The organism is Pantoea sp. X-Soil-TKNS-1279 (assembly GCF_059730565.1).
On record NZ_AP035948.1, the window covers coordinates 1,830,701 to 1,851,853 of the forward strand.

Below are 21,153 nucleotides of genomic sequence, written 5' to 3' on the forward strand. Positions count from 1 at the left end.
TTTAGTCGCTATCACCGGGCTTAGCCGCTTATGGCACAGGAAATGTGAAGCACCTGGAATTAATCACGGAAGAAATTGCATTCGCGCTAAGTTTTTTGCTTGCCCTGCGACGCTATTTCCCTGAGGCTGAAAGAAAAAAAGGAGAGCAGTATGGAGATTATCTGGTATCACCCGTCGATGGACCCCGAGAGCTGGCTCAGTGGGTTACGTCAGCGCTTACCGCAGGCTAAGGTCCGTCGCTGGCAGCCAGACGATAATGCACCGGCGGATTATGCGGTGGTCCGTTCACCACCGGTGGAAATGCTGCGTGGACGTGCGTTAAAAGGCGTGTTTGCGATGGGCGCAGGCGTGGACGAAATTTTACAGCAACTGCGTCAGCACCCGGAAATGCTGGCGGCAGAGGTGCCGCTGTTCCGGCTGGAAGATACCGGCATGGCACGACAGATGCAGGAATACGCGACATGGTGCGTACTCGGCTGGTTCCGCCGCTTTGCCGATTATCAGCGCCAGCAACAACAGGCACACTGGCAGCAGCTCAAACCGTACACGCGTGAAAACTTCACCATTGGTATTCTCGGGGCTGGCGTGCTGGGCAGTAGCGTGGCGCAGAGCCTGCGTCAGTGGGGCTTCCCGGTACGTTGCTGGAGCCGTTCAGCGAAAACGCTTGAGGGGGTGACCACGTTCCATGACCGTGATCAGTTGCCCGCGTTTCTCGATGGCACTCAGGTGTTGATTGACCTGCTGCCAACCACGCCTGAAACCACCAACCTGATTGATCGCCAGTTGCTTAGTGGTTTGCCACAAGGGGCGTATTTCCTCAACATCGCACGAGGTGCGCATGTGGTGGAAGACGATTTGCTGGCGGCACTCAACAGCGGCCAACTGGCGGCGGCAGCTCTGGACGTGTTCCAGACCGAGCCGCTACCGGCGCACCATCCGCTCTGGTCACATCCGCATGTCACAATCACGCCCCATAATGCGGCCATTACCTTACCGCATGAGGCGATGGATTATATTGCCGGTGCCATACTTGAGCTGGAGCAGGGACAGCAGCCCACCGGACGGGTGGATCGTCAGCGCGGTTATTAATTTACTTTGCTGCCTGCGCGTGGCAGGCGGTCTGTCAGGAGAATCCGATGTATCCCGTTGATTTACATATGCACACCGTGGCCAGCACCCATGCCTACAGCACCCTGCATGACTATGTCGTGCAGGCGAAACAGAACGGTCTGAAGTTATTCGCGATTACCGACCACGGCCCGGATATGGCCGATGCGCCGCATTACTGGCACTTCGTTAACATGCGTATCTGGCCGCGCGTGATTGACGGTGTGGGCGTGCTGCGCGGTATTGAAGCCAATATCAAAAACCAGCAGGGCGAGATTGATTGCAGTGGCCCGATGCTGGATGCGCTGGATCTGATCGTCGCCGGGTTCCATGAACCGGTGTATGCCCCGCACGACAAAGCGCATCATACCGAAGCGATGATCGCCACGATGGCGAGCGGCCTGGTGCATATCATCAGCCATCCGGGCAACCCGAAATTCCCGGTGGATATCCGCGCGATTGCGGAAGCGGCGGCGCATTATGATGTGGCGCTGGAGCTGAACAACTCATCGTTCACCCATTCTCGTCCGGGCAGTGAACCTAACTGCCGTGCTATCGCCGAAGCGGTACGCGATGCCGGTGGGCGTCTGGCATTTGGTTCCGACTCCCATACTGCCTTTACCCTCGGAAATTTCGAACATTGCCTGCGTATCGCGCGTGAAGTGGATTTTCCGGAAGATCGCGTGTTAAATGTCACGCCGCGCCGCCTGCTCGATTTTCTCGAACAGCGTACCGGCAAGCATATTGCCGAACTGGCGGATTTTTAAACTCTTTTGCCTTAGCGGATGTGATGGCAAGCAAGAACAGGCCACCCGGCAAAGGTGGCCTTTTTGGCTTTAAAGCACTAACTGTTCCGGGCGGCAGCCGTACAGTTTTGCCAGCCGCTCTCGGGTTTTCTTCTGGGGTCTACTCTCTTTACGTTCCAACTGAGAAATCGCACTTTGCGTCGTGCCTAATTTTTCAGCCACATCATATTGTGAAAGGCCGCTATGAACACGCCATGCAGCCTGCAAACTGATGTCCTGATCCATCATGATGTTCACAACATCGTTAGGGATGGTTTCATCATCCTCTTCGCCAGCGACGATGGCTATAGACTCCCATTCGCTTTCAGCGTCCGCGAGAAGTTTTTCGTATTCTGAAACAGGCAGTACAACGAATTGTGGTTTTCCTGCTTCATCATAGATGTACTGTTTTGACATAGTTTATCCGGGTTGCCACTCGTCGTAGTAAATGTCATGGAGCATAGCGGCGGGTTGCCCCGCCTTGTATCAGTAGGTTCTGGTGGTTCTGCGTTTCACTTCCTGAATCGTTATCACTACCGGTTCACCATTAATCAATTCAAAGATTATCCTGTAATCCCCAACCCGCAATCTGTACTGACTGTTGCGATCCTGCAACCGCTTGATATCAAGTGGCACCGCAGGGAAGGATATTAACTGATTGGTCTTTTCTCTGATGGCTTTCTGGTAACGGTTATCGATTTTGGTGAGCTGCTTCAATGCATACTTCGACCAAATCACTTCAACCATTATGCCCCCAATTCCCTAAGAACATATCCCGACAGGGATGATTAGATAATAAGCTTTTTATCTTATCTTTGACAATTTTTTATATTGATATCTAATTACCAGGAAATGACTGACTGCGGGACCGTTTGTTGGCTAAACTTGGTTGTTCCGGAACATGACAGGTGTGAAGTGGATTTTCCGGAAGATCGCGTGTTAAATGTCACGCCGCGCCGCCTGCTCGATTTTCTCGAACAGCGTACCGGCAAGCACATTGCCGAACTGGCGGATTTTTAACTTTTTTGCCTCAAGGAATTCTGTTGCATGAATGAGTTTTCCATTCTCTGCCGTGTCATCGGCTCGTTGTTCAATCGTCAGCCGCAGGACCCGCTGCTGGTGCCCCTGTTCACCTTACTGCGTGAGGGGAAATTACAGGCGCAGTGGCCGCTGGAGCAGGATGAGCTGCTGACCCGGTTGCAGCAGAATAGCGACCCACAGGCGCTGGCCGCCGACTATAACGCGTTATTTGTCGGCAGCGACTGTAGCGTGCCGCCCTATGCCTCACAGTGGCCGAATGGTGCGACCGAAGCGGAGGTGCGCGCGTTTCTCAGCTCACGCGGCATGCCACTGAGCGACGCGCCTGCCGATCATTTCGGCGTACTGCTGCTGGCGGCATCCTGGCTGGAAGATCAGTCGGCGGAAGATGAATCTGCCGCGCAAACGGCGTTGTTTGATGACTACCTGCTGCCGTGGTGCGGCACCTTCCTTGGCAAGGTGGAGACGCACGCCAGCACCGCGTTTTATCGCACCCTGGCGATGCTGAGCCGCGAAGCGATTCAGGCGATGCGTGACGAGCTGGCGGAAGAAGCCGGCGACGCGGAATAAGTTACCAGCGAGCGGCGCTGTTGCCGAGCGGGACGCCCGGCGTAGCGCACAGCTGCGGCGTGCCGGGCAAGTATGACGCCGCACGCAGTCGCTCACCGATCCCCCAATGGGTGATTTCCAGCGTTGGCAGCACATCATCAGGCTGCGGCGTGATGCCGTTCTGCGTTCCGCTGGGGGCAAAGCCGTGTTGCTGCAACAGCAGAGCGGTGCGCGCCAGCGACAGACGTGCCTGCCAGCCCGTGCCATTCAGGCGGCGCTGACGTAATCCCTCCAGCGCGGCGGCTGCCAGCATATAACCGGTGGCGTGATCCAGCGCCTGCACCGGCAAAGGTGTGGGTTTGGTGCTGCCGCTCCACTGCATCCCCTGATGTGCAATGCCGCAAGCCATCTGCACCAGACTGTCGAAACCGCGTCGGTTACGCCACGGGCCGCGCCAGCCCCAGGCATTCAGGCTGACATCAACCAGTCCCGGCGCGAGTTGCTGGCGAGTGGCGGCATCCAGTCCGAGATTTTCCAGCGCATCGGCGCGATAGCCGTGCACCAGTACATCAGCCTGACTGAGCAGCGTGCGCAACTGATCCAGTCCGACCACACTTTTCAAATCAAGCCGCGCACAGCGTTTGCCGCTGGTGATCTCCTCTTCCAGCGAGGGTTCCTGCCAGTCGGGAGGATCGATGCGCAGCACCTCGGCACCCAGGCTGGCGAGAAAACGTGTGGCGACCGGGCCAGCGATGATGCGCGTCAGATCCAGCACGCGGATGCCCCGTAACGGACGTGCTGCGCTGAGCGGCCAGTCGGGAATTTCTCCGCTCGCGGTGGCTTGTTGCGCGAACAGCGGCTCCTGACCTACGGCAATGCCCTGCGCATGTTGCTGCCACTGCTCGACGCTGCGCATCTGTGCGGCGCAACCGCCGGCATCCACCACCGCCTGTTCCAGGGCTGCTGCCGACCAGTTCAGCACTTCAGTTGCCAGTGCCGTGCGATCGCGATGCACACCAAGCACCTTCTCCATCGCCTGGCGGTGATGACTGGCGTTGGTATGCAGGCGGATCCAACCATCACGCGTGGCGTAATCCCCGGCGAACGGATCCCACAATGCCGCCGATGGGCGGTTAAGCGGTATAAAACTGTGCTGGAACCAGCGCGAGGCCAGACGCACATTGACACTCACCGGAGCCGAACGTCCCAGCAGATCGCTCACCGCCTGGGTCGCCAGTCCAATGCTGCTGGCCGCCAGTTCGCTGACGGCATAGGCCGAAGGGAAGGTGTCGGCCTGAGAAAAGGTGAGGGGCGGCGGGGTATCAGCTGTGCCTCGTAATCCTTGCCACATGTGCTGCCAGAGTGCGGCAGCGAGTTGGTAATCCATGCGAAGCCTCCGGGTCAATCAGAGCGGGATCTTAGCGACGGCGCAGGCGCGGAAAGCGCGCGTGCATCCGCAGATTGCGCAGGTTAATCACCGCAATTGCCGTGCCCAACACCACCAGCGATGCGCCGAGGATCTTAAAACTGTTCAGGCTATCGCCCAGAACCACCACGCCCATCAGCACCGCCAGCACAGGGGTGAGTAGCGAGTAGGGCATTATCAGGTTGACGTTGTACTTTTTCAGCAACGTGTACCACAGGGTATAGGCAATGATAGATGAGGCGAGGGCGCTGTAAAGAATCGCAAACCAGCCACGCCAGCCCGCGTGCCCGAGGGCGTAAAATTGTTGCGACTCGGTAAGCCAGGAGGCGACACCCACGATCGGCACGGCCAGAAATGAAATCCAGCCGGTCAGGGTCAAGGGTTTAATCGGCGGCGATTTCTTCACAATCATATTGCTCACCGCCCAGCCGGTGGCGCTGCACAGCAGGATACACAATACCCACCAGGCGGGAATGGTGGGGCTACCGGAGAGCACCACTACGCCGCTTAATGAAATCGCGATGCCAAGTAATTGCACCAGGCGTAGCTTCTCTTTCAGTACCACCATCGCCAGCAGCATGGCTATCGGCGTGCCGAGTTGGACCACAATGGCACCGGTGCCGGCGTCGGTGTAGCGCATGCCGACAAACAGCAGCGAGAAGTGCAGAAAACCAAAGGTGAAGGCCAGCAGCAACAGCCACGGCAACTGCTCACGGGTGATGCGGCAGAAGGGGATCAACATGATCGCCACCACCACAAAACGCATCCAGGTCAGAAACAGTGGCGGAAGCTCCAGCAATCCCCACTTTATCGCCACGTTGTTGAAGGCCCAGATGGATACCACCAGCAGGACCAGAAAAAAATGCCGCACAGCCACAATGTCATCCTTCACGGAAATTCTGTTGTCACCGGCTAATGATGGCATGAAGCGGTGTGGTTGGTGCAGCGCAGGCAAAAATATTTTCTCTCGATGCTTTCCCGCAAAAAATATACACATTGCAGGCAATTACTGTCAGACTGGTTTTCCGAAACGTGACCTTGCAGAGGACAGTCTTCGGAATGACACAGACCCGCGCTTTACCCCTTGCCCTGATTCAACTTGAAGTACCGCCACCGGCCGTTGTGGCGCAAATCGGTGAACAACCCGTCTGGTTTATTGATGCGCTGGCGCTTCAGCCCGGCGACTATGTGATCGTGCGACCGCACCTCGGTGATGAGTTGCCCGCTTTTGATCGCGTCAGCGGCGCGATCCTCAGTGGCTCCTGGGCGATGGTGACCGACCATGCGGAATGGAGTGAACGCACCGCAGCCTGGATTCGGGCGGCGCTGGAGGCGGAGCTGCCACTGCTGGGGGTTTGCTATGGACATCAACTGATGGCCTATGCGCTGGGTGGTAAAGTTGCGGATAACCCCAATGGCTGGGAACGTGGCCTGAAACCCCTGACCCGCCATGAACAGGCGGCACAAGATCCCTGGCTGGCAACCCTGCCGGACGATTTTCATGCCTGGCTGTCACATCGTCAGTCGGTGATCACACCACCGGCCCAGGCGCGGGTACTGGCTTCCTCCGAACTGGATGGCTGCCAGATTCTGCGTTATTCCGCCCAGGCATTATCGGTACAGTTTCACCCTGAGTTTACCCGCGGCATCATGACCGCCTGTTTACCGGCAGGTGTGGCGGATGAGGGGAGTGAGCTGACGGGTGAAGACTGGGCGCGGGAACTGCTGCATCGCTTCTGGCAGCAAACGCGGCCACAGCCGCGCGTGCAGGCTCAGGGCGCGTAATGACGGGTGCAGCGATAAACCCAGGCGGGTGGCACGTTTTTTAGCACCCGCTGGCGCTGCCAGGTGAAATAACGGGACAAGCTGGGTTGCGTGAGCGAAGTGTACTGAAATTGTACGAAGACGCCGCGCGGTCCCAGCGCATCATGCACGGCTTGCAGGATGGCGTCCCGGGTCGCTACCGGCAGTGACAGCAGCGGCAGGCCAGAAAAAATCGCATCATATTCACCGGACAAATATTCCGCCGAACAGGCGCGTACCTGCATACGATCATCCGGTAAAGCACGTAACGTCTTCACCAGCTCCGGGCTGATTTCAAACACATCCAGTTGGGCCTGCGGCGACATGCGTTGCAGAATTTGTCGCGTCAGCACCCCATCGCCCGCACCCAATTCAGCAATACGCAGGCTACGATCCCAGTTAACCGTATCGGTCATGGTTCGACATAATGCCGCGGAGGAGGGCGTGATGCTGCCCATTTTTCGGGGGTTGCGAATGAACTGATGAACAAAATTTGCTTTGGCGCGCATTAACGTCAGGGCTGAAGCCAACATCTCTTTCTCCTGGTTAGTGTCCTGCTTCATATTGACCCTATTTATCGGACATGTTCCGCTTTTTACTGCATAACCGGCAAAAGTCGGAATTTTCCAGGCAGCAAACCGGCGCGATTTATCGCGCGATGTCACAGTTTCCCACCGGCAGATCTGACAGCGTGCTATTGATCGATCAATGTTAATAATAAGTTTCTCAGTTGTTACACGCAACCTCTGTCCCGCAAGGAGAAACATCATGCGTTACGCTGCACCTGGAGAACAAGGTTCTCTGATTAGACTCCAAAAACGCTATGGCAACTTTATCAACGGTGAGTTTGTGGCACCGGTGAACGGTAACTACTTCGTCAACACCTCGCCGATTAATGCCTCGTCGATTGGCGAGTTTCCGCGCTCCGACCGTGAGGATATTGATAATGCTGTCGCTGCCGCTCATGCCGCCGCAGAGGCCTGGGGCAAAACCTCCCCGCAGGCACGTTCCCTGGTACTGTTGAAGATCGCCGATCGGCTGGAGGAAAACCTCGAATATCTGGCGGTGAATGAAACCTGGGATAACGGTAAACCGGTGCGTGAAACCCTCGCTGCCGATATGCCGCTGGCGGTGGACCATTTCCGCTATTTCGCCGGTTGTGTGCGCGCACAGGAAGGCACCGCTTCGGAGATTGATGAGTTCACGGCGTCTTACCACTTCCACGAGCCGCTGGGCGTGGTAGGGCAGATTATCCCGTGGAATTTCCCGTTGCTGATGGCTGCGTGGAAACTGGCTCCGGCACTTGGGGCGGGTAACTGCGTGGTGCTGAAACCGGCAGAACAGACGCCGCTATCCATCACCCTGTTCCTTGATTTGATCAAAGACCTGGTCCCGCCGGGAGTGATCAATGTGGTGCATGGCTACGGTAAAGAAGCCGGTGAAGCGCTGGCATCGCACCCGGGTATCGCCAAAATCGCCTTTACCGGTTCAACCGCCACCGGTGGCCATATTCTTGAACTGGCGGCGAAAAGCCTGATCCCGTCCACCGTCGAACTGGGCGGTAAATCACCCAATATCTTCTTCGAAGATATTATGCAGGCCGAGGAGAGCTTTATTGAGAAAGCGGCGGAAGGGGTGGTGCTGGGCTTCCTTAATCAGGGCGAAGTCTGTACCTGCCCGTCACGCGCGCTGGTACAGGAATCGATTTTCGAACCCTTTATGGCGGCGGTGATGAAACGCATCAAAACCATTAAACGTGGCAACCCGCTCGACACCGAAACCATGATCGGTGCACAAGCGTCACAGCAGCAGTTCGACAAAATCCTCTCCTATCTGGAAATTGCCCAAAGTGAGGGGGCTGAGGTGCTGCACGGCGGTGGCATTGAGAGTGTCGGAGAAGAGTTCGCCAGCGGTTACTATATTCAGCCGACGCTGCTGAAAGGCAGCAACAGCATGCGGGTATTTCAGGAAGAAATCTTTGGTCCGGTGGTCGGCATCCTGACCTTTAAAGATGAAGCGGAAGCTATCGCCTTAGCCAATGATTCCATGTATGGCCTGGGTGCGGGCGTCTGGACACGCGATATCAACCGGGCTTACCGGATGGGACGCGCGATTAAAGCCGGTCGCGTCTGGACCAACTGTTATCATCTCTACCCGGCACATGCGGCGTTTGGCGGCTACAAAAAATCGGGAATTGGCCGTGAAACCCACAAAATGATGCTCGATCATTATCAGCAAACCAAAAACCTGCTGGTGAGTTACAGCACCCAACCACTCGGTTTCTTCTGATGAACCTGGCAGCGGGGTTACCCGCTGCCTTTTCCCACTAAACAGCACGATAAATCGTGCCGCTACAATTTATCCCCCTGGCGGCGCTGATCGTGCTGCGGTGTTTTTTTGCACCATCAGCTCACTTTATGCACTCCGCTGGTGATTCTCTGTTCAACGTGCCAGGCCGCACCCGCTGCCGTCTCACGCCTCATCCCTTGTGCTTTCTGCTCTCATGATTAATTAATCAGTTATTTAAAAACTGGCATGACGCTTGCAATTCTTCCTGCGCACCGTCTTCCTTTTTTGCTTTTTTAAATCATCAGGGTCTTCAGGCATCGCGCCTTTCTACTGGAGTTAAAAGCATGAGAATGAAAAGTCTGGTTGTTGCTGCATCGCTGTTGGTTTCTGCACTGACGCAATTTTCCACGCAGGCCGCCGATGCGCCACTCAAAATGCATGCCTCCCTGCATGCGCAGTTACCCGAAAAAATCCGTAGCAGCAAAACCCTCAATCTGGTCACTGATGCTCACTACCCGCCGTGCGAATCCTTCGCGGAAGATAATAAAACCATGGTCGGCTTTGAGCCGGACCTGTGGGACGCGATCGGCCAGGTGCTGGGTATCAAAGTCAAACCGGTTTCGATCGATTTCGCCGGGCTGATACCGGGCGTAAAAAGCGGTCGTTATGACGTGGCAATGGAGTGTATCTCCGACAGCGCCGAACGTGAAAAGCAGGTGTCGTTTGTTAACTACGCCTACGCCACCAGCGAGGTGTATACGCTGGCGACCGAAAAATCCATCACCAACGATCCGCTGACCCTGTGCGGCCTGAAAGTGGGCGTGCAAACCGGTACCGATTTCGAAAAAGCCATCAGCGAGATCTACACCCCGAACTGCACCAAAAACGGCAAACCGGCGATCGAACAGGTGACGCTGCCGTCGGCTGATGCGGTCCTGCTCGGTCTCTATTCGGGCCGGGTGGATTTTGTGTTGAACGATGCGGCCTCGGTGGATGACATCAAGCAAAAAGCCCCGCATCCCATTCGCACCGTGCAGATGCCACTGATGCCGAAATACTACCTCGGTATTGTGGTGGCGAAAGAGAACACCCAACTGGCGGAGGTGCTGCTGAAGGCGCTTAACGTGCTGCATGAAACCGGCACCTACGACAAGATCATGGAGAAGTGGGATCTGGAGGCGATGAAGCTGGATAAACCCGGCATCAACCTCACCAGCACACAGCCATTATGAGTGGGGGTCGCCAGTGTGATGTGCTGGTGATCGGTTCTGGTGGTGCGGCGCTAAGCGCCGCACTGCGGGCGGCGGTGGGCGGTTTGTCGGTGCTGGTGCTGGAAAAAAGCGCCTGGTTGGGCGGCACCACAGCCATGTCTGGCGGGGCCACCTGGGTGCCAGCCAACCATCACGCCCTGGCCGCCGGTCTGGCTGATTCATCACAAGAGGCGCTCGATTATCTGCGTGCCAGTGCGCCTGAAGGCTGGCAGGCGAGCGAGGACACGCTCTGGCAGGCGCTGGCGCAGCAAGCTCCGTTGATGCTGGCGTTTGTCGAGCAGCACAGCGCATTGCGTTTCGCCCTGACGCCAGAGGGCGATCCACTGTGGCCGCTGCCGGGAGCCAAACAGCAGGGGCGGATGCTGGCACCCATGCCGTTGCAACCGCAACGTCCGTGGCGCTTACGTCCCACGCCGTTACCGCGCCTGTTTTCCTACCACGAACTGCTGACGAGTGACCTCTGGCATCAGCCGATACGGACGTATCTGCGCGCGTTGCCGCGTCTGCTCCGGCGACAGTGGCGTGGCGAACTGACCAAAGGCGAGGCGCTGGTGGCCGGGTTGCTTGATGGCTGTCAGGCGGCGGGCTGCGAGTTTATCACTGAGGCAGCGGTGCAAGGCTTACTGATGCGTGGTAGCCATCAGGTCACGGGCGTGCGTTACCGGCATCAGGGCGAGGAACGGGAGATTGAGGCGCGTTGTGGCGTAGTGATCGCCAGCGGCGGTTTCGAGTGGGATGCGCAGCAACGGCAGCAGCATTTCCCTGGTCCGTATGATTTTATCGCCAGCCCTCGCGATAACAGCGGCGATGGGCAGCGTATGGCGGAAAGCGCAGGTGCGCAGTTGGCGCATATGGATCAGGCCAATATCGGGGGCGGTATACCCGCCGCGCCAGGCCAGCCGTGGAGCGGGTTGTCTGTTTTCTTCCATTACGAACCCAACGCCATTCTGGTCGATCGCCACGGTCAGCGTTTCACCAATGAATTTGTTTTTAACCTCGGAGCAGCGCTGGATGCGCGTGATGTGCAGGGGCTGCCGCGCCATCTGCCGGTCTGGCTGATCAGCGACGCTCGTCTGCTACGCCGGGCACCGCTGCTGCGTTACTACCGCTGGCGTACACCGGGTTGGCTGCGGCAGGCCGCGACGCTGACGCAACTGGCGCAACAACTGGCGTTGCCTGCGGGTGCGCTGGAGGCCAGCGTGGCGCGGTTTAACCACAGTTGCGCCCGGGGCATTGATGAAGATTTTTCCCGTCATCTGAGTGCTGCGCATGGCAAGGCTGATCGGCGCTTGCAGGGGGGATTAGCGGCGATCTGCCATGCCCCGTTTATCGCCATACCGTTCAACCGCACCTTCCTTGCCACCAAAGGCGGGCCGCGTACCGATGCCAGCGGTAACGTGCTGCATCGCGATGGTCGGCCACTGGCGGGCTTGTATTGTGCCGGGGCGGCGATGGCTAATCCGATCGGCAGCAAAGCGGTCAGCGCAGGCACCACGCTCGGGCCCAACCTGACCTGGGGCTATATCTGCGGTTCGTCACTGCTGGCGCGCCATCAGGCATTAACCGAGGAGGCAAGATTATGCACAGCGTAAAAACCGCGCTGATTACCGGCGGTTCACGCGGTGTCGGCCTGTGTATTGCCCGCGAACTGGCGCGGCAGGGCTATGCCATCGCGCTGCTGGTGCGCAGCGATGTCGAGGCGGCGCAACACGCGGTGGACAAACTGACGGCGCAGGGGGCGCGGGCGGCTTTCTGGCGGGTCGATATCACCGATCGCCCGGCGGTGCAGCAGGTCCTCGACGAGGTGGTCAACGTGCTTGGCGCACCCGGTCTGTTGGTCAATAACGCCGGATCAACTGCGGCGGCTCCGTTGCTGGAACTGCGCGATGAACAGTGGCAGCAGGTGCTGAATACCCAGCTAACTGGCACCTTTGTGATGAGTGTCGAAACGGTGCGGCGCATGGCACCCGGTGGAGTGATTATCAATATCGCCGGTGCGTCTGCCCATCGTTGCTACCCCAATGCGGGCGCCTTTGGTCCGTCGAAGGCGGGCGTGGTGAATCTGACGGCGCAAATGTCGATTGAATGGGCACCTCGCGGTATCCGCGTGTGCGGCATCAGTCCGGGACCGATTCGTGACCCGGATAGTCACTGGGCCACCCAGGAGCCACTGCTGGCGCAGGAGGTGGCGCGCTTGCCGCTGCAACGTCCGGTCAGCAGTGATGAGGTGGCGCGCAGCGTGGCATTTCTGGCCACCACGGCCTCTTTCACCGGCCAGATGCTGATCCTCGACAGCGGTGGCCTGAATACCTGGTACATGACCGAACAGGAGGCGAGATGAGCAAAACGCTGATGGTGGATGCGCAGCAGGTCACCAAATCGTTTCACGGCGTGGAGATCCTCAAAGGGGTGGATCTCAGCGTTGAACAAGGCGAGGTGGTGTGTCTGATTGGCCCCTCCGGCTCGGGAAAATCCACCTTCCTGCGCTGTATCAATCACCTGGAAAAGATTGACGGCGGTGAGCTGTGGGTCAATGGCGGTATGGTCGGCTACCGATTGCAGGGGGAAAAGTTGTACGAACTGAAGGAGGCTGAGGTGGCGCGTAACCGCGTCAATATTGGCATGGTGTTTCAGCGCTTTAATCTGTTCGGCCATATGACGGCGCTGGAAAACGTGATGGAAGCGCCGATGACGGTAAAAAAAGTGCCGCGCGCCCAGGCGATGGCGGAGGCTAAAGCGCTGCTGGATCGCGTCGGGCTCAGCCATCGTTACCATTCGCGTCCGGCGGCGCTGTCGGGTGGTCAGCAGCAGCGGGTGGCGATTGCACGGGCGATGGCGATGAAGCCATCGCTGATGCTGTTTGATGAACCCACCAGCGCGCTCGATCCTGAGCTGGTGGGAGAAGTGCTGGCGGTGATGCGCGATCTGGCGCGTGAGGGTATGACGATGGTGATTGTCACCCATGAGATGGGTTTTGCGCGTGATGTCGCCAATCGTGTCGCGTTTATGGACAACGGCGCAATCATTGAAGTGGCGGAATCTAAACACTTTTTTTCCGCACCACGCCATCCCCGTACCCGAGATTTTCTCGCCCGAGTGCAGGCAGTGAGCACCGAATGATTGACAGATGCGCAGGCAGATTGTAGATCTTAATTAATCAGTTAATTAAATTTGTCCGGTTAAAACGATGAAGAGAACGCTGATGACGGATAAAACCCTGACTTCCCCGCTGAATGCCACGCGCACACCAGCGGATCATGGCCGCCATGTGGTGGCACAGCGCTATCCCGGTCGCTGGATCTCCGCACTGGTGCTGGCGGTGCTGCTGGCGCTGGTAGCGCATTCGATGATCACCAACCCTAATTTCGCCTGGGCGACGGTGGGTAAATACCTGTTCTCACCCACCATCCTGCTCGGTCTGTGGACCACCTTCTGGCTGACGCTGGTGATCATGGTGCTGGCGATTGTACTCAGCGTGCTGCTGGCGGTGATGCGCCTCTCCAGTAACCCGCTGCTGGTGGGTTTCAGCCGCGGCTGGATTTGGTTCTTTCGCGGCACGCCGGTGCTGGTGCAGCTGATTTTCTGGTACAACCTCGCGGCGCTCTATCCGCAGGTCAGCCTGGGGATCCCCGGCCTGTTGACCCTGTGGAGCGGTAGCACCAACGATTTGATCACCCCGCTGGCCGCAGCGATTCTCGGCCTTGGACTGAATGAGTCGGCCTATATGGCGGAGATCATCCGTGCCGGGATCTCCTCAGTGGATGATGGCCAGCAGGAGGCCGCCCGGGCGCTGGGTATGACACGCGGCCAGTATCTGAAGCGGGTGATCCTGCCACAGGCCATCCCGTTCATCATTCCACCCACCGGCAACCAGGTGATTGGCATGTTGAAAACCACCTCGTTGGTGAGCGTGATTTCGCTCTCGGATTTGCTCTACTCGGCGCAGGCGATCTACTCACGCACATACGAAAACATCCCGCTGCTGATTGTTGCCTGTATCTGGTATCTCGCCGCCACCACCGTGCTCAGTCTGGTGCAGGCGCGTGTGGAACATCACTATCGCTGGACAAGGGGTTAATGATGCAACTCGGTCTGTTCAACCTGATGTCGTATAAAGACAACCCGCGCGGTGTACAGGGGGTGATTGAGGATATGCGCAGCATGGTGCTGCTGGCGGAGGAGATCGGCTTCGATACCGCGTGGTTTGCCGAGCATCACTTCACCAACTACTCGCTCAGCGTATCGCCGCTGATGCTGGTGGCGCATATGGCCGGTTATGCACGGCGTATCCGCTTGGGTACGGCGGTGGTGGTATTGCCGTTGTACCAGCCGATGCGTATTGCGCAGGAGATTGCGCTGGTCGATCGCCTGACGGAAGGGCGGCTGGTGCTGGGTATAGGCAGCGGTTATCAGGCGTGGGAATTTGACCGCTACGGACTGGAGGTAGAAACCCGTGGTCAGCAACTGCTGGCGCACTGGCAGTTTATCAGCGATGCCCTGACCCAGGGCTATACCCACTCGCCAGACCGTTTTGGTCAGCCGCTGCGTACCGATTTTCTGCTCGACACGTTGCAGAAACCCTTACCGCCGCTGTATCTCACCTCATCCAATCCGCAACTGATTGCGCAGTTTCAGCGCTGGCAGGCGACGCCGTTTTTTACTGCGGGTTATCGCGGTACCCACAAATTGCAGCAGATGGTGGCCGATGCGCGTCTCGGCTGGCAGCAAGCGGGCCTCGACGCGGCGATGCCGGTGGCGGTGCAGCAATATATCCACGTTTGTGACAACCGCCAGCAGGCCCATGCCGCAGCGGAACGCGCGTTGTTTGTCGCGCGCATGATCGCGGCGTTGCGCGAGAACACCAGCGTCAGCGAGCAGGCATTTATCCACGCGCCAGCGTTAGCGGATGAACCTTCGCTGGAAACGGTGAGCAATAACCTGATGATTGGCGATGCGGAAACCGTCGCTGAGCGCATGCTGGCGGAGATCCGCACCCTCCGTCCCAGCCACTACAACTGTTTCTTCCAGTTTGGCGATATGCCGATTGCTGATGCGCGTCGTTCGCTGACGCTGTTTGGCGAGCGGGTCGTGCCGCTGCTGGAAAAAGAGCTTGGTCCATTGACCTTTCGTACCGCCAGAGGAGAGTGAAATGTATCGCGAGAAGATTGATGTGGTGTTTGATGACGGTGACAGCATTCTGCAACGGATGCTGGAGCAGCAACGCCATGATGCCAGCCGTGCAGAAACCCTGCCGCCAGAAGCCTATAACAGCGACAGTTTTTTCCGTCTCGAAGAAGACAAAGTGTTCCGCCAGGACTGGTTGTTTGTCGGCCATGAGTCGCAAATTGCTAACCTGAATGATTTCTTCACGCTGGATGTGGTGGGCGAGCCGTTACTGATTTTGCGTAACGACGCTGGCATTGCGGTGTTCTCCAACGTTTGTCTGCATCGCTGGGCGCCGATTGCGCACGGCAGCGGCAACAGCCGTTCATTTATCTGTCCATTCCACAACTGGACCTACAACACCCACGGCAAGCTGAGTGGCGCGCCATCCATGAATCAGGCGCAGGACTTTGACCGTCAGCAGTGCAGCCTGCCGAAGATCCGCCATGAGGTGGTGTTCGGCATGATCTTTGTCACCTTCAACACCGATGCCCAGCCGCTGGCACCCCGGCTGGCACCGCTCACCGAACGTTTTCAACGCTACCACGTCGCCGATCTGGTGACCGCTTACACGCTGGATTACGACTGTCCGTACAACTGGAAAATGGCGATCGAAACGTTTATGGAGTGCTACCACCATGCGGCGGTGCATCGCACCACGCTGGAGGATAGCTTTCCCGGTCGACTCAGTTCGATCATTGATGAAGGCCCGGGCTGGACCATCTGTCATCAGCCGCTGCGGAAAAACGGTGAACTGAGCGAGATCCTGACCGCCGGTCTGGAACCGTTCAGTGGCCTGAGCGACGAGCAGATGCGCTTCAGTGAATTGCTGCTGCTGTTTCCCAACTGCCTGATCTCACTGAATCCGGATCGTCTCTCCATCAGTGCCATTCTGCCGGTGTCGCCACATGCTACCCGCTGGCACCGCGTGGTGCTGGTATCGCAGGCGTCTGCGGCGCGGGAAGATTTTCCTCAGACCGCCGCGGCGATGAAGCAGGGCAGCCTGGCGATTATCGATGAAGACCAGTGGATCAACGCCGAGCAGCAGCGCGGTAGCCGTTCCCGTCTCGCACGTCCGGGACGCCTGAGCCACCTCGAAACCACCGTCTGGCATCTGGCCAATTACCTGAAAATCCGCATGGCGGAGTGAGGAGCAGGCAATGCGTTATCTGAAGCTGGGACACTCCGGCCTGGAAGTCTCTGCGCTCTGTCTGGGGACGGTGACCTATGCGCCACCGGCGCGCAGTGGCCGGAGTTGGACGCTGGATGAAGCCGCCAGCCGCGAACTGATCCGTGCCGCGCTGGAGCAGGGCATCAACTTTTTCGACAGCGCCAATATCTATGCCAAAGGGGCGAGTGAAGAGATCCTTGGTCGTGCGCTGCGTGATTTCGCCTCCCGCGATGAAGTGGTGATCACCAGCAAACTGTATAACCCAATGCGCAGTGGACCAAACAGCAAGGGGTTGTCGCGTAAGGCGATTATGCAGGAGTGCGATCACAGCCTGCGCCGACTCGGCACCGATTACATCGACTTGTATGAAATCCACCGCTGGGATAATGACACGCCGATTGAAGAGACGCTGGAGGCGCTCCACGACCTGGTGAAGGCTGGCAAGGTGCGTTACCTCGGGGCGTCGTCCATGTTCGCATGGCAGTTCAGCAAGGCGCTGCAAATCCAGAAGTACGAACGCTGGAGCCGTTTTATCGCCATGCAGAACCACCTCAACCTGATCTATCGCGAAGAAGAACGCGAAATGCTGGCGCTGTGTCAGGCGGAAGGGGTCGCGGTGACGCCCTGGAGCCCACTGGCGCGCGGGCGGCTGGCCCGCCCGGTGGAGGCGGCGAAGTCGAGTACGCGTGGTGCCGACGACAGCTATACCGATTTTCTCTATGCCGCCACTGAGCACGCCGACAGCGCGGTTATTCGCGCGGTGGAGCAGGTAGCGCAGGCGCGTGGCGTGCCGATGGCACAGGTGGCGCTGGCCTGGATCTACAGCCGTCCGGCGGTGGTGGCGGCGGTGATTGGAGCCACCCGTCCCCTGCATTTGAGCGACGCACTGGCGGCGCTGGATCTGACGTTAAGCGCTGACGAAATCGCCGCGCTCGACGCTCCATATATTCCCCATTCTATTGTTGAACATGACTAAGGCAGGGCACCAATGAAAAGCGCAGCACAGATCGCCGAGATCAAACAGGCCCTGATGGCTAAAGGGGTGGAGTACTGCATGGGCGCGTACGTGGACATTCACGGTGTTCCCAAGGGCAAAGTGGTGCCGATTGGCCATCTGGATCAGATGGCACAGGGTTCCGAACGTTACACCGGCTATGCGCTGGACGGTCTGGGTCAGTCGCCGCACGAAGATGAACTGACCTCGGTGCCGGATCTCGACCACATCATCCAGTTACCCTGGGAACCGAAGATTGCGTGGATGCCTGCCGATAACCACTTTCAGGGCGAACCCTACGCGCTCAGCACGCGGGTGGCGTTGCAGAACGTGATTAAACAGGCTAACGCCCTGGGTTTTGGGTTTAACCTCGGCATCGAGTGCGAAATTTATTTGTTGAAGCGGGAACAGGATGGTCGGCTGGTGGTGCCGGAACCGGATAACAAGCTCAACAAGCCCTGTTACGACTTACAGGGCTTCGTGGACCAGTTTGGCTGGCTGGATGAGGTTTCCTCCACCATCAACGCGCTGGGTTGGGATCTCTATTCGCTTGACCACGAAGATGGCAACTCGCAATACGAGTTCGACTTCAACTATGCCGATGCGCTGACCACCTGCGATCGTTTTATCTTCTTCCGCTTTATGGCGAAGCATTACGCCAAACAGCGCGGGCTGATCGCCACCACCATGCCGAAGCCGTTCGCCGATAAAACCGGCACCGGCGCGCATTTCAATATGTCACTGTATGACATCAATACCGGTGCCAACGTGTTTAAACGCGACGCCAGCAGCGCGGATGATCCCTGGGGCCTGGGCCTGAGTGATACCGGTTATCACTTTATCGGCGGGCTGTTGAAGCATGGCCGTGCGCTGTGCGCTGCCTTTGCCCCGACGGTCAACAGCTACAAACGTCTGGTGCGCCAGGGGGCGATGAGCTACTTCTCGTGGGCACCGGTGTTTAACTCCTGGGGTTCCAATAATCGCACCAACGCTGTACGCGTCCCGGCCGGTGGTGGCCGTTGTGAATCGCGTAATGCCGATGGCGCGGTCAATCCCTATCTGGCGGCCACGCTGGCGTTAGCTGCCGGGCTGGAAGGTATTCGCGAGAAGATCGATCCGCGTCAGCCGAATGAAGACAATCTGTATGCCATCAGCGAAGCGGAGCGCCGCGCGCGTGGCATCGATTTTCTGCCGCAAAACTTGCTGGAAGCGGTGGAAGCCTTTGATGCCGACCCGTTTGTCGCTGCGACGCTGGGTGAAGCGCTGAAAAAAGAGTTTATTCACTACAAGTTGCAGGAGTGGAACAGCTATCACCTGCATGTTAGCCAGTGGGAAATCGATCGCTACAGCACCATTTTTTAATGGTTTATCGGTAACAGGCGCGATGAATCGCGCCGCTACGGTATTTGCGATCATTTATCGCGCGGATTTAACCGGCAACTCAGGCATCGAGCTTTTCAAACACAAAATTGCGCATCACGTTGATGGCCTGTTTGTATTTGAAATTGGGGAACATCACATTTCGGAACAGCACGCCATCAAGGTAGGTGGAGATCAGCATCGCCATATCACCCGGGTTCACCTCACGGAACAACCCGCTGGCGATCCCCTCTTTGATGGTGTTCTTCAGAATCACCGATTCCTTTTCGTAGAACTTTTTAATCGCTTTATCAATGCTGGCGATGCGGCCATTGGTGCTGGAGTAATCCAGACTGATTTTGGCCAGTTTTTGCAACAGATGGAACTGGAGGATGTGGATCTCAATCCACAGAAAAATCAGGTCGCGCGGCCCGTTGGCGCTGGCTTTGATGTCGTCAAACTGCACAAAGGCACGCTCCACCGCGGACTCAATCACCTTGATAAACAGGTCTTCTTTTGAGCCGAAGTAGTAATAAATCAGCGCCGAGTTCAGCCCGGTAGCGGTGGCGATATCTTTAATTCGTACCGACGAATAGTTCTGGGTTGCGAATAAATCAAAGGCTGAGGATTGCAACAACTCGGCGACGTCGCGCTGGGTTTTACGCGGTTTCTTGCCAGGTTCAGCGGCTGGAGCTTCCTTCATGGCGACATCCTTATGAAATTAACTAATTAATTAACTTTACCATATTGAGTCAGGAGAACGGCATGGGTTTATGCGCTTTTTATACGCCCGGCGATCTGCCGCTGGCAAGCGGAGAAACGTTGCGTGAGACGGCCATCGGTTATCAGACCTTTGGTCAGCTTAACGCTGCACGCGACAATGCAGTGGTGATCTTTAGCTATTACAGCGGCACCCATGAACGTTATTTACCGCTGATTGGCGCAGGAAAAACGCTCGACCCGACGCACTGGTTTATTGTGTTGGTGAATAAACTCGGTAATGGCGTATCCAGCTCGCCTTCTAACTCACGTTTGCAGCCGGGAGCGGCTTTTCCATCGGTGACGCTGGTCGATAACCTGCGGGCGCAGGAGCGGCTGCTGTTTGACCATCTCGCCATTAACCGCATCGCGCTGGCGTATGGCTGGTCGATGGGGGCGATGCAGGCCTGGCATCTGGCGGTGGCGCGACCACAACAGGTGCGGGCGCTGCTGGCGGTGTGCGGTTCGGCGCGCTGTTGGCCGAATAATCAGGTGTTTCTTGAGGGGGTTCGGGCCGCGCTGCGTTGCGATGCGCAGTTTGCCGACGGCCACTATGTCGCGCCACCGTTACGCGGGCTGGCGGCATTTGGTCGCGTCTATGCCGGCTGGGCTTATTCTGCTGCATTTTTTCGTGAAGCGCGTTGGCGCGATCTCGGCTTCGACTCGCTGGAGGCGCTGCTGGTGGACTGGGAGCGGGATCATCAGGCGCTGGATGCCAATGATCTGTTGTGCGCCCTGCACAGTTGGTATCACGCCGATGTTGGTGTGCTGGCAAACGGAGACTGGCGTGCGGCGCTGGCGTGTATCCGCGCGCGTTGCATCGTGATGCCGTGCGACAGCGATCGTTATTTTACGGTGGAAGAGGCGGCACTGGAGGTAGCGGAATTAGGTCAGGGTGAGTTACGCACTCTCGTTTCACCTTACGGACATTGTGCCGGCGCGCCCGCGCGCTTTGCGGCCGCGTCGGCACAGATTGACAGCGCCATGCAGGCGCTGCTCAGCCCTTAATCAATGATGCTCAGCTCGACAGTACGTCCCTGATCAAACCAGGTTTCCAGGCCGGTGACGCGCAGTTCGAGTTTGCCTTCAATCACCTGACCGATATAGGAAATCGGCAGCGGCTCGTCAGCGGTATCGTCGCCGTACACCACACACATCTGCTGGCGCGGGCTGTAGTAACATACCGCGCCGGTCACTTCGCCGTACTGTTCACGGCGCAGTTTGCCAACATCCTGCGTCAGATATTTGTTTTCCCACGGGGCGACGATCGGCAGGGTGAAAAACACCATGTCGCCAATCAACTTGCCGTGTTGCAGCACGCTTTTCAGCGGCAGCTTTTCACGCAACACTTTCGCCAGGTTGGGGACTTTGTCTTCCCAGACCTCAATCACACAAATCTTCTTATCGGCAACATGCATAGCCAGTTTCATGATCTTCTC

General features: G+C 57.6%; 22 protein-coding genes and 1 pseudogene. 16 read left to right on the forward strand and 7 right to left on the reverse strand.

The window, feature by feature from the left end; all coding sequences use genetic code 11:
• Positions 1-150 precede the first annotated feature (150 nt).
• Both ghrA and AC6I8N_RS08700 read left to right on the forward strand, forming a co-directional pair.
• Complete coding sequence (gene ghrA / locus AC6I8N_RS08695) at positions 151-1,089, forward strand: glyoxylate/hydroxypyruvate reductase GhrA (protein ID WP_208725279.1); 939 nt, start codon at positions 151-153, stop codon at positions 1,087-1,089.
• 47 nt (positions 1,090-1,136) lie between these two features.
• On the forward strand, positions 1,137-1,874 hold the full coding sequence (locus AC6I8N_RS08700) for a phosphatase (protein ID WP_497830511.1): 738 nt from the start codon (positions 1,137-1,139) through the stop codon (positions 1,872-1,874).
• 69 nt (positions 1,875-1,943) lie between these two features.
• Here the strand turns inward: AC6I8N_RS08700 and AC6I8N_RS08705 are convergent, their stop codons facing one another.
• On the reverse strand, positions 1,944-2,309 hold the full coding sequence (locus AC6I8N_RS08705; RefSeq protein WP_497830512.1) for a helix-turn-helix domain-containing protein: 366 nt from the start codon (positions 2,307-2,309) through the stop codon (positions 1,944-1,946).
• 69 nt (positions 2,310-2,378) lie between these two features.
• Positions 2,379-2,639 (reverse strand): type II toxin-antitoxin system RelE family toxin, encoded by a 261-nt coding sequence (locus AC6I8N_RS08710; protein WP_497830513.1) that lies wholly within the window; start codon positions 2,637-2,639, stop codon positions 2,379-2,381.
• Between the two features lie 165 nt (positions 2,640-2,804).
• Here AC6I8N_RS08710 and AC6I8N_RS08715 point away from each other — a divergent pair.
• Both AC6I8N_RS08715 and AC6I8N_RS08720 read left to right on the forward strand, forming a co-directional pair.
• Positions 2,805-2,912, forward strand: a pseudogene (locus AC6I8N_RS08715) (phosphatase); the annotation flags it as partial.
• Between the two features lie 27 nt (positions 2,913-2,939).
• A complete protein-coding gene (locus tag AC6I8N_RS08720) occupies positions 2,940-3,500 on the forward strand; it encodes a TorD/DmsD family molecular chaperone (protein WP_497830514.1) in 561 nt (186 codons plus the stop codon).
• 1 nt (position 3,501) lies between these two features.
• On the opposite strand, the gene AC6I8N_RS08725 is transcribed toward AC6I8N_RS08720, so the two are convergent.
• Positions 3,502-4,866, reverse strand: a complete 1,365-nt coding sequence (locus AC6I8N_RS08725) for a CoA transferase (protein ID WP_497830515.1) — start codon at positions 4,864-4,866, stop codon at positions 3,502-3,504.
• Between the two features lie 31 nt (positions 4,867-4,897).
• Entirely contained in the window at positions 4,898-5,782 is an 885-nt protein-coding gene (locus tag AC6I8N_RS08730; RefSeq protein ID WP_021185679.1) for a DMT family transporter, read from the reverse strand.
• Between the two features lie 182 nt (positions 5,783-5,964).
• Here AC6I8N_RS08730 and AC6I8N_RS08735 point away from each other — a divergent pair, with 182 nt between their 5' ends.
• A complete protein-coding gene (locus AC6I8N_RS08735) occupies positions 5,965-6,690 on the forward strand; it encodes a glutamine amidotransferase (protein WP_497830516.1) in 726 nt (241 codons plus the stop codon).
• On the opposite strand, the gene AC6I8N_RS08740 is transcribed toward AC6I8N_RS08735, so the two are convergent.
• Positions 6,678-7,241: a class I SAM-dependent methyltransferase gene (locus AC6I8N_RS08740; protein WP_497830517.1), complete on the reverse strand. Its 564-nt coding sequence runs from the start codon at positions 7,239-7,241 to the stop codon at positions 6,678-6,680. The two genes, AC6I8N_RS08735 and AC6I8N_RS08740, sit on opposite strands and share 13 nt — an antisense overlap.
• Positions 7,242-7,476: 235 nt before the next feature.
• Between AC6I8N_RS08740 and exaC the strand changes: the two genes are divergently transcribed.
• The 10 genes from exaC (at position 7,477) to glnT (ending at position 18,958) form a co-directional block, all read left to right on the forward strand.
• Positions 7,477-8,997, forward strand: a complete 1,521-nt coding sequence (exaC, locus tag AC6I8N_RS08745; RefSeq protein WP_497830518.1) for an acetaldehyde dehydrogenase ExaC — start codon at positions 7,477-7,479, stop codon at positions 8,995-8,997.
• Between the two features lie 344 nt (positions 8,998-9,341).
• On the forward strand, positions 9,342-10,229 hold the full coding sequence (locus tag AC6I8N_RS08750) for an ABC transporter substrate-binding protein (RefSeq protein ID WP_208725282.1): 888 nt from the start codon (positions 9,342-9,344) through the stop codon (positions 10,227-10,229).
• Positions 10,226-11,860 (forward strand): FAD-dependent oxidoreductase, encoded by a 1,635-nt coding sequence (locus tag AC6I8N_RS08755; protein WP_497830519.1) that lies wholly within the window; start codon positions 10,226-10,228, stop codon positions 11,858-11,860. Before AC6I8N_RS08750 ends, AC6I8N_RS08755 begins: the two co-directional genes overlap by 4 nt.
• Positions 11,848-12,609 carry an SDR family NAD(P)-dependent oxidoreductase gene (locus tag AC6I8N_RS08760; protein WP_497830520.1) on the forward strand — a complete coding sequence of 254 codons (762 nt, stop codon included), beginning with the start codon at positions 11,848-11,850 and terminating at the stop codon, positions 12,607-12,609. The genes AC6I8N_RS08755 and AC6I8N_RS08760 overlap by 13 nt, the downstream gene beginning before the upstream one ends.
• Positions 12,606-13,388 carry an amino acid ABC transporter ATP-binding protein gene (locus AC6I8N_RS08765; RefSeq protein ID WP_415173038.1) on the forward strand — a complete coding sequence of 261 codons (783 nt, stop codon included), beginning with the start codon at positions 12,606-12,608 and terminating at the stop codon, positions 13,386-13,388. Before AC6I8N_RS08760 ends, AC6I8N_RS08765 begins: the two co-directional genes overlap by 4 nt.
• Before the next feature lie 67 nt (positions 13,389-13,455).
• Positions 13,456-14,346 carry an amino acid ABC transporter permease gene (locus AC6I8N_RS08770; RefSeq protein ID WP_497830521.1) on the forward strand — a complete coding sequence of 297 codons (891 nt, stop codon included), beginning with the start codon at positions 13,456-13,458 and terminating at the stop codon, positions 14,344-14,346.
• A complete protein-coding gene (locus tag AC6I8N_RS08775; RefSeq protein ID WP_497830522.1) occupies positions 14,346-15,416 on the forward strand; it encodes an LLM class flavin-dependent oxidoreductase in 1,071 nt (356 codons plus the stop codon). The genes AC6I8N_RS08770 and AC6I8N_RS08775 overlap by 1 nt, the downstream gene beginning before the upstream one ends.
• A 1-nt stretch (position 15,417) precedes the next feature.
• Positions 15,418-16,581 (forward strand): aromatic ring-hydroxylating oxygenase subunit alpha, encoded by a 1,164-nt coding sequence (locus AC6I8N_RS08780; RefSeq protein WP_497830523.1) that lies wholly within the window; start codon positions 15,418-15,420, stop codon positions 16,579-16,581.
• A gap of 10 nt (positions 16,582-16,591) precedes the next feature.
• On the forward strand, positions 16,592-17,578 hold the full coding sequence (locus AC6I8N_RS08785) for an aldo/keto reductase (protein ID WP_021185691.1): 987 nt from the start codon (positions 16,592-16,594) through the stop codon (positions 17,576-17,578).
• Between the two features lie 12 nt (positions 17,579-17,590).
• On the forward strand, positions 17,591-18,958 hold the full coding sequence (gene glnT, locus AC6I8N_RS08790; RefSeq protein ID WP_021185692.1) for a type III glutamate--ammonia ligase: 1,368 nt from the start codon (positions 17,591-17,593) through the stop codon (positions 18,956-18,958).
• Positions 18,959-19,037: 79 nt separating this feature from the next.
• Here the strand turns inward: glnT and AC6I8N_RS08795 are convergent, their stop codons facing one another.
• The gene (locus tag AC6I8N_RS08795; RefSeq protein ID WP_021185693.1) at positions 19,038-19,658 is read right to left on the reverse strand and encodes a TetR/AcrR family transcriptional regulator; all 621 of its coding nucleotides are present in this window, start codon (positions 19,656-19,658) and stop codon (positions 19,038-19,040) included.
• 62 nt (positions 19,659-19,720) lie between these two features.
• Between AC6I8N_RS08795 and AC6I8N_RS08800 the strand changes: the two genes are divergently transcribed.
• Positions 19,721-20,722 (forward strand): alpha/beta fold hydrolase, encoded by a 1,002-nt coding sequence (locus AC6I8N_RS08800; protein ID WP_497830524.1) that lies wholly within the window; start codon positions 19,721-19,723, stop codon positions 20,720-20,722.
• Here AC6I8N_RS08800 and AC6I8N_RS08805 read toward each other — a convergent pair.
• On the reverse strand, positions 20,719-21,144 hold the full coding sequence (locus AC6I8N_RS08805; RefSeq protein WP_013508755.1) for a DUF3830 family protein: 426 nt from the start codon (positions 21,142-21,144) through the stop codon (positions 20,719-20,721). The genes AC6I8N_RS08800 and AC6I8N_RS08805 overlap by 4 nt on opposite strands.
• Positions 21,145-21,153 lie beyond the last annotated feature (9 nt).